The sequence below is a fragment of the Streptomyces sp. NPDC012827 genome (assembly GCF_042900905.1).
Classification (GTDB): Bacteria; Actinomycetota; Actinomycetes; order Streptomycetales; family Streptomycetaceae; genus Streptomyces; species Streptomyces gulbargensis.
This window is the reverse complement of record NZ_JBIBBY010000015.1, coordinates 1-13811: the sequence shown is the minus strand read 5'-3', so window position 1 is coordinate 13811 and position 13811 is coordinate 1. Positions and strand designations below refer to the sequence as shown.

Annotated in this window: 14 protein-coding genes; 11 read left to right on the top strand and 3 right to left on the bottom strand. The window is 69.5% G+C overall.

The features are described from left to right. Positions 1-180 precede the first annotated feature (180 nt). Together ACFY60_RS28370 and ACFY60_RS28365 are read left to right on the top strand one after the other, a co-directional pair. Positions 181-1245, top strand: coding sequence for a hypothetical protein (locus tag ACFY60_RS28370; protein ID WP_387793157.1), 1065 nt, complete (start codon positions 181-183; stop codon positions 1243-1245). A gap of 238 nt (positions 1246-1483) precedes the next feature. Further along, complete coding sequence (locus ACFY60_RS28365) at positions 1484-2128, top strand: hypothetical protein (protein ID WP_387793155.1); 645 nt, start codon at positions 1484-1486, stop codon at positions 2126-2128. Between the two features lie 208 nt (positions 2129-2336). On the opposite strand, the gene ACFY60_RS28360 is transcribed toward ACFY60_RS28365, so the two are convergent. Continuing rightward, complete coding sequence (locus ACFY60_RS28360) at positions 2337-2891, bottom strand: Uma2 family endonuclease (RefSeq protein ID WP_387793153.1); 555 nt, start codon at positions 2889-2891, stop codon at positions 2337-2339. Between the two features lie 270 nt (positions 2892-3161). Between ACFY60_RS28360 and ACFY60_RS28355 the strand changes: the two genes are divergently transcribed. From ACFY60_RS28355 to ACFY60_RS28340, 4 genes are all read left to right on the top strand, one after another. Then, on the top strand, positions 3162-3350 hold the full coding sequence (locus ACFY60_RS28355; protein WP_387793151.1) for a hypothetical protein: 189 nt from the start codon (positions 3162-3164) through the stop codon (positions 3348-3350). Between the two features lie 62 nt (positions 3351-3412). After that, positions 3413-3982 carry a hypothetical protein gene (locus ACFY60_RS28350; RefSeq protein ID WP_387793149.1) on the top strand — a complete coding sequence of 190 codons (570 nt, stop codon included), beginning with the start codon at positions 3413-3415 and terminating at the stop codon, positions 3980-3982. Positions 3983-4592: 610 nt separating this feature from the next. Continuing rightward, positions 4593-5780: an alpha/beta fold hydrolase gene (locus ACFY60_RS28345; protein ID WP_387793147.1), complete on the top strand. Its 1188-nt coding sequence runs from the start codon at positions 4593-4595 to the stop codon at positions 5778-5780. 55 nt (positions 5781-5835) lie between these two features. Beyond that, positions 5836-6048: a hypothetical protein gene (locus ACFY60_RS28340; protein ID WP_387793146.1), complete on the top strand. Its 213-nt coding sequence runs from the start codon at positions 5836-5838 to the stop codon at positions 6046-6048. A gap of 378 nt (positions 6049-6426) precedes the next feature. Here ACFY60_RS28340 and ACFY60_RS28335 read toward each other — a convergent pair whose 3' ends face one another. Next, entirely contained in the window at positions 6427-6903 is a 477-nt protein-coding gene (locus tag ACFY60_RS28335) for a MarR family winged helix-turn-helix transcriptional regulator (RefSeq protein ID WP_387793144.1), read from the bottom strand. Positions 6904-6982: 79 nt separating this feature from the next. Between ACFY60_RS28335 and ACFY60_RS28330 the strand changes: the two genes are divergently transcribed. The 3 genes from ACFY60_RS28330 (at position 6983) to ACFY60_RS28320 (ending at position 10085) form a co-directional block, all read left to right on the top strand. Beyond that, on the top strand, positions 6983-7543 hold the full coding sequence (locus ACFY60_RS28330; RefSeq protein ID WP_387793142.1) for a hypothetical protein: 561 nt from the start codon (positions 6983-6985) through the stop codon (positions 7541-7543). Between the two features lie 663 nt (positions 7544-8206). Beyond that, the gene (locus tag ACFY60_RS28325; RefSeq protein WP_387793140.1) at positions 8207-9277 is read left to right on the top strand and encodes a hypothetical protein; all 1071 of its coding nucleotides are present in this window, start codon (positions 8207-8209) and stop codon (positions 9275-9277) included. Between the two features lie 664 nt (positions 9278-9941). Beyond that, positions 9942-10085 carry a hypothetical protein gene (locus ACFY60_RS28320; protein ID WP_387793139.1) on the top strand — a complete coding sequence of 48 codons (144 nt, stop codon included), beginning with the start codon at positions 9942-9944 and terminating at the stop codon, positions 10083-10085. Between the two features lie 151 nt (positions 10086-10236). On the opposite strand, the gene ACFY60_RS28315 is transcribed toward ACFY60_RS28320, so the two are convergent. Continuing rightward, complete coding sequence (locus tag ACFY60_RS28315) at positions 10237-10824, bottom strand: DUF4331 family protein (RefSeq protein WP_387793137.1); 588 nt, start codon at positions 10822-10824, stop codon at positions 10237-10239. Between the two features lie 1587 nt (positions 10825-12411). Between ACFY60_RS28315 and ACFY60_RS28310 the strand changes: the two genes are divergently transcribed. Then, positions 12412-12588, top strand: a complete 177-nt coding sequence (locus ACFY60_RS28310) for a hypothetical protein (protein ID WP_387793135.1) — start codon at positions 12412-12414, stop codon at positions 12586-12588. 430 nt (positions 12589-13018) lie between these two features. Continuing rightward, positions 13019-13573 (top strand): hypothetical protein, encoded by a 555-nt coding sequence (locus ACFY60_RS28305; RefSeq protein WP_387793133.1) that lies wholly within the window; start codon positions 13019-13021, stop codon positions 13571-13573. Positions 13574-13811 lie beyond the last annotated feature (238 nt).

Below are 13811 nucleotides of genomic sequence, written 5' to 3'. Positions count from 1 at the left end.
GCGGGAGCGGAACGACCACGGAGAGGCCTACCACTCGTGCGACCAGCACGAACAGGCGAACGGGCGGCACCGCTCCTGCGCGGGAGGCATCCCCCTCGCTCTGTACGATGCGGTCGCTCGACAGACGTCCCCGAGGACCTCACGGGCCGCCATACCCCAGCGCCAGAGAAGACACCGCCCATGCACCGCCCGCCCGCCCCTTCCCCTCCGTCGCCGGCACCGGCCGCTCCCCGCCCCCGGTGGTGGCGGACCACCCGCGCCCGCGCCGGCTTCTTCCTCGCCGTTCCCGTGCTGGGGTTGATCAGCCCGTACCTGGGCTTCGCGGTCATGGTCGTCACGATCGTCCTGGTCTGGAAGGACACCTCCTGGAGCAAGGGCCTGAAGGCGGCCGCCACCATCGCGGCGTTCGCTCTGCTCGGGTCGGTCGCCCCGGACCAGCCCGAGGACCGGACCGGAGACACCGCGGCGCGGGCGGACGGGAAAGCCGCCATAGGCGCGGGCATCGTGGACATCCCGGCCCGGACGGCGACGATGTCCCCGCCGTCACCGACTTCCAGGCCCCGTCCTTCGGCGAAGGACTACCGGGGGATGTCGCTGGACGACGCCCGGGAGGCCGCGGAGGCAGCCGGATTCGGCGTGGACGAGCACGACGCGTCCGACGAGGACAAGAGCATCATGATGCGCCTCAACTGGACCGTCTGCTTCCAGCGCACCGGCTGGACCTCGTCAGGCACAAGGACGATCAACTTCGGCGCGGTGAAGAAGGGCGCCCCCTGCCCCCGGGAGGACGGGGGTGCGATCCCGTGGCCGACGATGCCGGACCTGGTCTGGAAGACATGGAGGACAGCGCACAAGGAGGTCGCAGCTCTCGGGACCGTCCCGGCCGACCACATCATGGCATCCACGGCATACGTCAACGACCAGCTCCCCGACGAGGGCAAGTACGACGACTGGCGGGTGTGCGCGACCGACCCGGCCAAGGGCGGGGACGTCACCGTCGACATGTGGGTGACCATCGGACTGACCCACCCGGACAACGGCTGCCCCGACCCCGGCAGAGACGACAGCGACCGCCCGAGCCTGCCGGACCGGGACGATGACGGCGACCCCGACTACCACGACCCGTTCCCCGGTGACCGGCGCCGCACCAGCTCCTACCCGGACGGGCTGCCGGGCGGGTCGGGCGACTCGTCGGGCGGAAGCGGTGGGGGAGGCTGGAACTGCCCCCGGACCCGCTGGTGCTGACACACCCCTTGTTCACACGAAGGCCGCTTCCACGCCCGCCGATCACCGCACCGAGTGATCGAGTACGGCGCGTCGCTCGAGGTCGGACGTCGAAGATCAAGCCCGGTGCTCCCGGATCAGGCGCTGAGCAGTGAGGCCTGGAATACGGGCGATGGCCCGCAGCACCTCGCCGCGGTTCTTGGCCGAACGCCCCCCGCGGGACTGAGTTGAGCCCCGGCCGTGTGAAACCGGGTGCTCGGTGTCGCACGTCCCCCCGTACATGCTGATCGTCCTGGGGATACTCTTCGCCGTCGCGCCCGCCGTCGTCTGGATGACGATTGCCCGCACCCGCCCCGTCGGCTTCACGATCGGCGGCACCCTGCTCGCCGGAGCCAGTCTGCTGATCAGTGTCCAGCACGGCCGGATCGACGCCCCCAGACCCGACGCCCATCTTGTGTTCACCGCTCTTGCGCCCCTGCTCATCGCCTGCGGTGCAGGACTGGAAGGACGGCACGAGAACCCTCCTTCGCCGCGATGGACCTCCCGCCGCAATCGAGCGGTCGGCTTCCTGGGGACGCAGTTCGCCCTCACTCTCGTGGCCGGCCTCCTGCACGCGCTGATGATCACCGAAGGCTCGGACGCCCCGCCGTCCAAGGCCCTCCCCTCACTGCCGTCAGGCATCAGCATGGTTGACGAAGGCACCAGCTGCGGTTCCGGCGGCTGCTGGCGCTTCGCGACGGTCACCAGCGAGGACGGCCTGTCCCGCCCGGAGATCATCAGCGCACTGGGCCTCCATCAGGAGAGCTGCCGCTCCAGCGGCTGGCTGCTCGACTGGCGTGACGTGTGCGTCGGCGCCAGAGACTACGGTGGCAACGTGACCGTCTACGCCACCTGGGGATACTGAGCTTGTCTTCTCACCTCTGAGGCTGTCGCGTTCGATGATGCTCTCGGGTCGCCTGGTCGTCTTTCCGACGTCGTAGCGGGTCGGGGGCGGCGGGGCCCATCCCCGCACCCGGGGGGAGCAGCCCGCCGCCGGCGCGAGAGGTCGAGGGTTCATCCCCGCGCGGGCGGGGAGAGGGCGTGACCTGACAATCTCTTGTGGTGGAATCGACTCAGCTGAGTTCGCTGGTGTCGAGATCGAGGCTGAAAGGTTCCGGGAGCCTGATGGTGGTTCCGAAAGGGTGGGGGCCGTCGACGCGGGTGTAGCCGAGCTGACCGGGCTCAGAGAACAGGGTGATGCTCTGCTCCTGGCGGTCGACGACAAGGTAGAGCGGTGCGTTGTACTCGGCGTACCGCTTGCGTTTGACGATGCGATCAGTGTCTCGGTTGGATTCCGATGTCACCTCGACGATGAGCAGGGTGTCCTCAGGCAGGAGGGCGGTAGCGCCTTTCGCCTGGGCTGTGGGAACCACCGCGATGTCAGGGACATACCAGTTAGAGGAGCCGGGCAGGTCGAGGTTTCCGGACCCGGTTACACACCCCAACTGCCTGGCACGCGGACGGATCTGGTCACGGATGACCTCTGCTGCCGCTTCGTGGTCCCAGGTAGGCGACACCGGTTCGATGATCCCCTCGATGATCTGGGCCCTATCGCCCCGAATGTGCTGAACGGCGTACTTCAAAGCCCGTTCCGGATCGATGTTGCTGTAGTCAGCCGCTGTGCTCATCGAGCTTCCCGTGGTCAAGGCCGGCAGGTACAGGCACTCCACTCCGACGATTGGCGAGTAGCCGCGTACGGGGTACTCACGTGAGTATGCACACCTGAACGTTGAAGCGTGGTCGGCTCCACCGGGACTGCGCTCGATAGGCGCCCCCGCGGAGTTCGTCGCAGGTCCATCCCCGCGCGGGCGGAGGCGGGCCGGGGGAGTCCATCGGTCTGAACGGGCCCTCCTCGGGTTCCCACCGGCGATCGCCGGATTCGGGGCGCCCTCACAGACGTGCAGCAGAAGCAGAACCTCTACACGCGCGACACCATGGCGGTCGGTATGGCCCTGGAGATGGCCAAGGACGATCTTCTCGACGCCCTCAAGTGCCTGCTGGAAGCGCAGGGTGCCCTTCAGAACGTCGTCAACCGCCTCCACCACGTCGGCGCCATCCTCCCCGACGAGACCTCCGAGGCCATCTGACGAATCGGCCCCGCCAGGCCTTCGCCCACTGCCAGGATGGGGGTCAGTGCGAGGAGTCTGTCGTGAACGAACCGATGCCGCTGGACGGTGAGGGCCCGCATGTGCCCCCGACGTACCCGCCCCCGCAGAAGAAGCCGGTCGAACCACCGCGACCGCAACCGTCGACGAAGCCCGTCACCACCTCCCTGCCGCTCCCCGGCCCCGGGCAGGCCCGCGTCCAGGCCCGTCGGCCCCGCATGACCGTACGGGCCCGGCGCGCCGCGAACTGGGCGCTCACCGCCTATCCGTGGACGGGCACGCAGGCCGTCGACAAAGTCACCTCGGCCGTCCGGCACTGGGGCTGCACCCACCCCGACGACACCCGGCTCGAACAGACCGTTCGTCTCCTCGTCGACGCGGCCACCGCCGACCACGGCCGGCGCATCAGCATTCACCTCGCCGACCAGGACGACATGCTCCTCATCGCCGTCCTCAGCCACACCAGCGCCGTACCCGACGACACGATCCTCGCCGCCCTCGCCGCCGTCCCCGGCACGGCGAGCTGCGGCACCGACACCTCCGACGACGGACGGCGCGTCTGGGCCGTCCTGTCCACCGAACGCCCCCGCAACCGCGCCACCCCCGAGGCCTGACCGCACCCGGCCCCCGTACAGGGGAACGCTCCGGCAGGTGTGTCCATGCTGGACGGCCCCAGGGTTACGGGCCACCTGCCGCCCTCCACCCACCAGGCGGCTGCCGTCGTCGTACTGCGCCGGTGCGGCGTGACGGTCTTCAGCGACGACCTGTCCGAGGCCCGTGCGCCTTGGAAAAGTCTGGTGGTCAAGCTCCTGCAGGCCGGGGAACGGCGAGGCCGCGGCCAGGCGGTCGGCGCCGATATCGACGGCCTGCGGGCGATCGCCCGCGCCTGCCCCGACACCCTCACCGGTGACAGGGACAAGGTGCCGAACACGGCAGCGCGGAAGCGAAGACGTCGTACACGGGAAAGCGGGCACGCCGCGGCCTTGCGGCCCTCGCGAAGATCCTCCGACACGCGGCCAGCACCGGCAGGGTGGAAAGGCCTCACGTGCCCCAGCAGATGACGCGAGTGGTGAGATCCTCACCAGAGGGCCTTTTACGCCATATGTAGCGACACTTCTCTCTATCTGCCTCGCCGGAGGGCGGGCCTCCGGTATTCAGTGGATCTTCCTGATCCCTGACCGAGGAGACCTCGTGCTTCGTCGTCGCGCCCTGAGCGGGCGTGCTGTGGCAGCGTTCACCGCCACAGCCTCTGCCGCGCTGGCCCTTTCCGTGCCGTCCGGAGAGGCGGTCGCCGCCGACCGGCCGTTCACACAGCGGCCCACGAGCCTGCCCGCCGGGAACGGCGACGTACTCAGCTCCGAGTCGGGCGTCTTCTACCTGGATCCCCTCAAGGCCGTCAAGGTTGACGCGAGCGTCCACCGAATCATGTACCGCACCACCGACCGCGCCGGGAGGACCATCGCCGTCACCGGCACCGTCCTGAACCCCAGGACTTCGCCGTACGGCCAGCGACCTATCGTCGGCTTCGCCCCTGGCACCCAGGGCCTGGCGGACAAGTGCGCTCCCTCGCGTCAGATGGCCGAGGGCACCGAGTACGAGGCGCTGCCCATCAAGAAGCTCCTCGACCAGGGCTACGCCGTCGTCGTGACCGACTACCAGGGCCTCGGCACCCCCGGAGTGCACACGTACATGGCCCGGGAGGCGCAGGGCCGCGCCGTCCTGGACTCGGTCCGGGCAGCGCAGCGCCTGGAAGCGGTGGACCTCCCGGACGCCGGTCCGGTCGCCCTCTACGGCTACTCCCAGGGCGGCGGCGCGACGGCGTCCGCCGCCGAACTGGCCCCGGCCTACGCTCCCGAACTGAGGATCAAGGGCGCCGTCGTCGGCGCTCCGCCCGCGGACATGAACAAGGTGGCCGCCGGCATGGACGGCTCCGCCTACGGGGCGTTCTTCAACTACTCCCTCTCCGGCCTCTCCACCGCGTACGGCATCGACATCGACCCCTACCTCAACGCCCACGGCAAGCGCGTCACCGCCGACCTGCGGGACAACCTGTGCACGACGCAGGCCCTCGCCAAGTACCCCTTCCTCAACTCCCGCTTCCTGACCGTGGACGGGCGTCCGCTGACCGAGCGCCTCACCCGCGCCCCGTGGGACGCGATCGTGGCCGATCTGAAGCTCGGCAATCGCAAGCCGACGGCGCCCATCCTGCTTTCCCACAGCGCCCTGGACGATGTCGTTCCCCAGCAGGTCGGCAAAAACCTGGCCGCCGACTGGTGCCGCCGCGGTGCGACGGTCCGGTTCGCCGGCAATCACATCCCCGGCCACATCGCCGCGACCGAGGGCACCAGCGCCGACGGCCTCCCCTGGCTCGCGGACCGCTTCGCCGGCAGGACCGCACCGAGCACCTGCTGATGAGCAACGCGATGTCGTGGTGCGACAGGTCCTACTCAGCCACGCCGCTGAGAACATGGGGACCTACTTCGACGGCGGCACCGACTGGTCCGTCGGCTGGGGACGCTACCTCGACGGCAAGGACCTCGGCCACCTCCGCTTCGGTGACGCGACGGGCGACATGAAGGCCGACCTGTACGTCTTCGAGCTGGCCAACGGCAAGGTCTCCGTCCGCACCAACATGGGCACCCACTTCAACGGTGGCACCCCGATGATCACCCTTCCGTAAGGCCCACGCGGGATCGAGCGCTGACGGGGTCCGGGCCGACGGTCCGGACCCCGTCAGCGCTGAACGTTCAACGAGCGGCCTGCCGAGGAATCCCGTGCTGACCAGCCCGGCGGAACCGCGGCCGCAGCGGGACCGAAGAGGAGGAAGCCCACGGGCCATGGCGCGGAACCCCATCGAAGGCGTTCCGCAGGCCCTGACCGAGGGTCCCGAAACGGAAGACGGCCCGCGCGCCACCCAGGCCCCTCCGGCCCCGGGGCCAGCGCCTTCCTCCACCCGGCCGGAGCAGTCGCGCGCCTACTGCTCCGATGCACCAGACGCCGTCCCGCCAGTTCCTCAAGGCCGACCACTGCGCCGTGCGTCCCAACAGGGGCAGTACAGCTAGGCGGGTTCCTTCGGATCATTTCTGCGGTTCTCCTCGGCCAGGGCGAGAGCGGCCTCGCGCATGACGGCGACGGTTCCGGTGAGCCAGCGGCCGACGGCGGCCAGTTCGGACTCGTCGAGGCCTTGCACCACTTCGGCCATACCTGCCGTCATCGGGGCCATGGCCGCACCCAGGACGCGGCGGTGCGCGGCTGTGGCGGTCAGGGTGAACCGGCGGCGGTCTCCGGGATCCCTGGCGCGTTCGACGTATCCGAGAGCGACCAGCCGGTCGATGATCTTGGTGATGGCGGCGTTGCTGAGGCCGGTTTCGCCGACGAGCCGACCGGGAGTGGTGCCAGGGGTGCGGGAGATGATGCCGAGCACCTTGTGCTCAGTGGCGTTGACGTGCAGGCGGGCCGCGAGCTGCTCGTGGTAGAGCACCACCCACAGGCTGAGCTCGTGGCCCAGCGCGGCGCCGTCCCGTTCGGTACTCATGCCGACCAGCGTACAAGTCTTTCACTTTGGTGAAGAAAACTACTTCACCAAAGTGAAAGGATGTGATGGGATCAGCCGCATGACCACACCCGAGACACCGACCCGTTCGCGCCCGCGTCACCCCGGTCCGCCCTCGGCCGCGCAGCTCGGCCGGGTGCACCTCGCCGCCCTGATCACCCACCTGCCGATCCTGGCGGTGCTCCTCGTGCCCCAGGGCCGCAGCCGGGTCAGCTCGGAAAGCACGGCAGGACTGCTGAACGCGCTACTGGTCGGGCTCGTGATCGCGGCCGTGGTCCTGGTGCCCGCGGTCTGCGCCCGGGTCGCCCCGGCGGGCCCGCGGTGGCAGCCCGGGAACGCGCTCGCCGGAGTCCGCACCCTGATCCGCACCGACCGACGGGCCTGGCTGCGGCGCCTCGGGGAGTTGACCGCCCTCTACATCGCCGCCCAGCTCCTGGGCGGGCTCGTCGCCCAGTTCCTTCCGCACATCTGGGAGAACCCCCGGTACGGCACCGAACCGGGGGCGGCGCAGTGGGAGTTCCACTACGTCAACTTCGCTCTCCAGGGCGTCGTCATCTACGTGGCAGTGTGCGGGGCGACCGCGTGGTACGCCTGCCGGTTGCGGCAGCTGCTGGAGGACTGATCCGCGGGAAACGACCTGGCTCCGCGGGAGAGCCCGGGACGGGACCCCGGCCCCCTCGCCGCCGACGCCCGACTACCCGCATGGAGAGGACGAGCCGCGAAGTTGAGAGTGACGTCATCTGCCGTGAACACCAGCGGGCACGCGGATAGCCGACTGCCTCCCAGCCCGCTGGACAAACGCTGCCCCTCGAAGTGAACGAAGCCAGCGCCTCGCAGCTCGCCGCCCTGGCCTACGTCCAACAGCTGTGCGATGCGCTCTCGCCGTCTCTTCCACAGGAGCTTGCGGCTCGCTGACCCAACCGGTGGCCGCCCGTCCGATGCGGAAGCGCGCACGGCCCCGGCCACACCGTCACGACCGGAACCGGTGCCGGACCGACGCAACACCCGTCGGCCGGCCGTGCTGACGGGGCGCAACTGGCGGTTATCCGACAGCAGTTGAGTTTGGTGTGAAGAAAAACAACCATCCGCCGAGAGCCCTGACGGCCTTGTCCCGACACCACGAACATGCACGGACACATCGCCAGACCCGGTCAACGTTCGTGGCCAACGCACTAGACAATACGCGAACGAATGTACGGTTGGATCTAGCTTGCGGGAACGCACCACACGCGCGATCAAGCACGCCCAAGTACCTCCACGCCCGCGACCCCAAAGGGGAATCAACATGCTGCCCACCCGAATCACGATGTCCATCGCGATCGCCGCGCTAGTGGCTGGTGGTGCCGTCATGACCGCCCCCGCACAGTCGGCATCGGCATCGGCATCGGCATCGGCACTGGCATCGACACCGACTCTGGCAGCGGCATCGACATTGGCCGATGATGCCAACTGCCGTACGACGACGGGGACCCAGGACTTCTACCCCGGGCCGTCCGCCAGCGAGACGTACGACAGCACGTTCCACAACAGTGTGGCCGTGCCGCAGGGTCTGTACAGCGGCGGCTTCATCCCGCAGGGTCTGGCGTATTGGAACGACTGGGACGGGACGAGCGAAGACGTCCTGCTGATCTCGGCGTACCACTCGAGCGGTGACGGCGCGAGCGCGATCTGGGGCATCGCCCTGAGCGGCCCACGCCGGGGCGAGAGCCTTGGTCACATGCTGATCCCCAACACCCACGCGGGCGGCATAGTCGTGACCGGCGGTCACGTGTACGTCAGCGGCGAGGGCGGCGTGAAGTACTGGTCGACCGCCACCGTGCGTGCGGAGCTGGCGGGCGCCAACACAAACAACGTGATCCAGCCGAAGGGTACGCAGGACATCGCTGGCAAGGGTTCGTTCCTCGGACTCGGCGGTGGCGAGGGCACCACCTTGTGGACCGGCGACTTCTCCGACACGAGCCACGAAAGCATGTGGCAGTACTCGACGAGCAGCACCGGTGCGCTGACGTACACCGGCAAGAAGCGCTGGGTGCCGGCGAAGACCCAGGGCATGGCGGTCGTGGGCGACAAGTACATCTTTGCCACGTCGTTCGGCCGCCACAACCGCAGCAACGTCTGGGTGCGACCCACGTCCTACGAGACGGACATCACCGACGGGACGGCTTTCTGCATGCGCGCCCCTTCGATGATGGAGGGCCTGGCGTACGGCAACTCCGACGGCAACGAGCACGTCTGGGCGCTCTTCGAGAGCGGAGCCGAGCCGTACGTGAGCGACCCGAACACGCTCAACAAGATCACGAACATCCACTGGGCCGGCGGATCCGAGCTGGCCGGGCTGTACGGCCAAGGCGACTGACACCATCGACGCTCCTGCGGCTGGCCAGGGATGTCGAACTAGACAGGCACAGAAGCGTCGTGCAACTCGGTGGGCTCCACCGGGGTAGGAGCCCACTCCGGTACGCCGGGTGACGATGGACGCCCCCGTGGTGCGCGCCCCACTCCGATGCGACCGCGTCGAGACCGCTCACCCGCCCGGTCGGCCTGCTGCCCTCCACCGCGGCCGCCGACACCATCCTCGCGGCCCGGATGCAGCTGACCGGCACGGGAGACGATGCACGAGGCGAACGACACGCTCCGCGCGATGACCGGTGACCTCCCCCACGCTCACTTCACCGGGCCCGGCATCGCCCTGGAGACCACCCTCAGCAGACGCCAGGACATCCCGGTCCACGCGGCGCGCGTCCGCCGGCCTCACCCGGCTCTTCCGGCACGCCGCCGGCACCATCGGTGCCCGCAGCACGCCGGGAGGCGGCCGCTGCTTCCACTGCGACGGGACCGGGCTCGCCCGCCCGCTGTGAGAGCCGGCCGGGCACGGCCCCCACCCGAACTGCGCGCGACGCCGCCGGCTACCTCCAGACCGTCGCCCAGGAGCCGGTCTCCGCCCCGCCCCGGAGCCGGTAGCCGTCGAACAGACCGGCGACACCCTGCGCGCAGCCCTCTTCCTCCCGCCCGACGCCCCTGTGCCCGCGCTGGTGTGGGAGGAAGAGACGGGGTGGCGCACCGCCGGCCGCCGACGCCACCCCTACACCTCCCCCGACACCCACCCCCTCCTCGGACAGACCCACCCGGCCCCTGCCGACCTCCTCGCCGCCCTCACCACCTGACCCGGCGCCCGCGCCCGCGAAGGCCTCCAGGGAGCCGCCCCCGGCCCCCTGGAGGCCTTCGCCGTTCCTCCCGGCATCCGGGGGGCCGGGACTGGCTCTGTTCACGAGAAGGGACAGCAACTGCTCACAACTTTGGGAGGCACTCGGATGGCTATGGAATTCGAACTGCTGCCAGGGAGGGCAGCAAGCAGCCCTGATCAACAACGGCCAGCGCGGAGTCAGACAGCCTCCGCGTGCGATGTGTCTCGTGGACGGGAGCCCACGGACGCTGCCACGGACTCCCGCCGCCCGGCCGATCGTCGTGCGCGGGCCCTCGTTCAGGCGGTTGGAGCCGGATGAGGCGTGCCGAGGTAGGGGAACTCCGGCAGGAGGTCGCTGTGCGGGGCGATGTTCGCGTTGATGGACCCGAGACGATGATCTCGGGCTCTGGGCCGAAGGCGACCGGCTCGTCGGTGACGACCTCGTGGCCACCCGCCTCGTGCGACCGTGCCTGCTCGCCGTCCGCCCGGTAGAGCGTGAACGTCTGACGCCCGTTCCGGTGCTCGGAGAAGACGAAGCTGAAGGCCACGTCGGCCTGGTGGTCGCCGTCGGTGTCGACGTTGATGCGGTAGACCGCGTCGGGGTGGTAGGAGTCGCCCATCGTAGGCGCGACCGGATTCGCATTCATGATCAGAACGGTGCGGTCGCCGTCCGCCGTGAACGCGAACAGGTCGGTCATGTCGAGACGGCCGTCGTCCATGGGGGCCGCAGGTTGGGCCCGCTGAGGTGGTGGGACATAGCAGCCAGCCTCCGTCACCCGGCACGCGGGTGCTTCCTGGCACTGCCGTTTGGAGCCACGAATTCAACCTATAGACGGGTGGCAGGGAATCGAACAGTCGCTGATGGCGGTGCCTCCCGAAGCGATGAACAGCTGCTGCCCGTTCTCGTGAAAAAACCACGGGACGGGGGCGCAGCAGGCGTGCAGCGGCGTTCGACGGGCGGATGGACGGTTCGAGCGAAGTGGAAACCATGATTTCCAAACGGGTACGGGGCCGGGGCCGGGCAGCGCGGACCGTACGTTCCCCTCGGGCACCGCACGGCCGGACGGTGAGCACCCGGAGAGCGTGCGCACGGCGGCCGGACCGCGCGGTGAGCTGGGCAAGTTTCATAAACGGGCCCTCACATGAGGGCCCAAAAGTAGAAGCGGACCCCGGCGCCGGTCCCGGCGGATGCCTCGGTACGGGGGCACGGGGACGCAGCGCGGAACGGTCATACGGGCACCGGAACGACTGCCCCGCCCGGGCGCAGCCGTGGAGGACGTCCGGGGCCGCAGGACGGTCCCAGATACCCCTGCCCGCCCCTGAGAGCAACGGGGATCAGGGTGCGCTCCAGGGGCCCCCAAGAGGGGCCGTAGAGGGCCGCCACGGGCCGGGCGGCGACCATAAGGTCGGGGGAAGGGGCGGGGGGAGCGTCTGCGGGCTGCTGGGGCGCGCCGCAGAGTCTCTTGCCGGGGCCGGGGCCGGGGCCCGTCGTCCCGCCGCCCAGGGCGTGCCCGGGCCGCTCCGCGCCCCGGGGCGAGCGCTCCGCGCTCTCCCGCCCGTGGGGGCCGGCGCCGTCCGTACGGGCCGCGCCCGCCGCTTAGCGCCGGACCGCTCGGCCGGGCCGTCCGGGCAGGGGCCGACGCTCCGCGTCCTCCCCTCCGGTGCTCCGCGCCCCGGACTCACCCGTCAGGCCGCTCCGGGCCCTTCCCCGCGCTGCCGGCGGTTCTCTCTCCCCCGCTGTGCGTCCGTATGAGGGGCGCCCGGCGGTCATTGGGGAGTTCGCCCCGGGCTCCGGGACAGTCTGGGGCGGTTTACGGGCTGTGTCGGGGCCTCGCGCGCGCGTCATGCACGGGCGCACGCGTGTACACGAGGCGGCCCGTCAGGGCGGTGCGGGGCGGCGGCAGCCGCTCCCGGGGCTGCGTCCTCGGCGCTAGCCGGCCGGGTATAACGCCGTTATAGGCATCGAGCACCAGGAGGTGGTGATCAATGGTCTCCCCCTTGTCCTCCACTTGACCAAAAGGTGGTGCCCGGGCCGGGTCCTACCAACAACGCCTGGAGCACCCCCATATGCCGCGCTCCATAGGCCGCCGCCGTGTGTGTACCGCGGTATACACGTCGGCCGTTCCACCGGTTTTACGGCCGTAAAACCCCTCTTGCTGTCCGGGCAGGGCCGAGGCCCCGGAAGGGGTGGAGGACGGCTCCAGCGGCTCTTGCGGGGCTAACCCCCCGGTCCTCCAACCTGCGGTCCACCGTTCCCCGGTTGTCGGGGACGGGAGGACTTTTTCTCGACCATCAGGAGGACACTCATGCCCATCGACCCCTATACCGCTGCCGTGCTCGTCCTGCTCGCCCTCGCGATCCTCAGCGCCACCATCGTGAGCGTCACCGCGATCCTGCGGGCCCACCGCTCCGACGTCGTCGCCGTCGTCCGCGCGCTCCCGGATCTGGCGGCCACGCTGATGCGATGGCGGCGGCGCCGATGATGGGAGCACGGCGGTCACGCTCGGGTGGCCGTCTGGGGCTGGAACGAGAAACGGGCCGGCGTCCTCGATCCCCTCGCTGTGCGGGGTGGGTGGCACGGGCGCCGGCCTTCCAGCCAGGGAACCGCTGCATCAGGAGATGACGGGGCGTCGGACGGAGGTCTACACCTGACTTTCAGGGGCCCAGAGGTGAGTCGTACTGGCTCGGATCGGCTCCAAGAGGTTGCTTGAACTGGTGATGTTCGGTGCGTGAAATGGGCGAGTCTGGCGAGGCGTGGGTTGTGGGGGCGTGAAGCGGCTGGGGCGGAGTAGAATTTTTGCCGGGTCGATGGGGGCCTGGCGGGTTTTCGTGCGGGTGGGCGGGGGTGGTGGGCGCCCATGGTGGGGATGTCCCTCCGCATTGCGTTGGATTACACCGCATTGAGGATTGTCCGTGACTCCGTATTCTCTGGCTTTCTATGTGGATGTCGTCACCACCGGTACCTTGCTGGGCGTGGGCCCTGCGGATTCTCCCGGTCACGTCACCACGGTTCTTGGGTCGGACTTCGCCGAGAAAACCGTCGACGGCCGCAGCATGTGCCGTGACTACGGGCTTGCCGAGTTCTACTGGGACCGTGCTTCCGCCGACCATCCCTGGTCGGGCCACCACTTCACCGTGCAGGTGCACCGGCTCGCGTACCGGGACCGCACCCTTGTCAACGACGCGTTTCGTACCCGGTACGGGCGGTTCACTCCCCGGCTTCGGTTCGACAAGCTGCAACGTCTGTTGGTACGGCGCGGCGTCCCCCTGGTGGAAATCCCGGAAACCCCGGCGAATGCCCCGCATGTGCGTACGTTCTGGCAGCCCGATTCCCATGTGGCCGTCTCCGTCGTCGGCACCTACGGCGAGTACAGCACGCCGGCCAATCTGCGGGTCGGTGACGTGTACAGCATCCAGGCCCCGATGACCGCCGAGGAAGTGCAGTGGCGGCGAGCGCAGGCCGGGTAACACCGAGGCCGGGCCGGGGGATTACCAGTTCCACGCAAATCCAGAGAGCCCCCGCCCCCTAGCCAGCCGCTTTTCTTGAATTCGCGGAGCGAATTCAAGCGGGGGATCGCGGAGCGATCCCCCGAAAAGGGAAACTGCGGAGTAGGTTCCCGCAGGAATTGCGGAGCAATTCCCAACTCGGGCGCGGAGCGCCCGAGTTGACGACCCGTAGGGTCGTCGCGTCGTGTCTGCGGAGCAG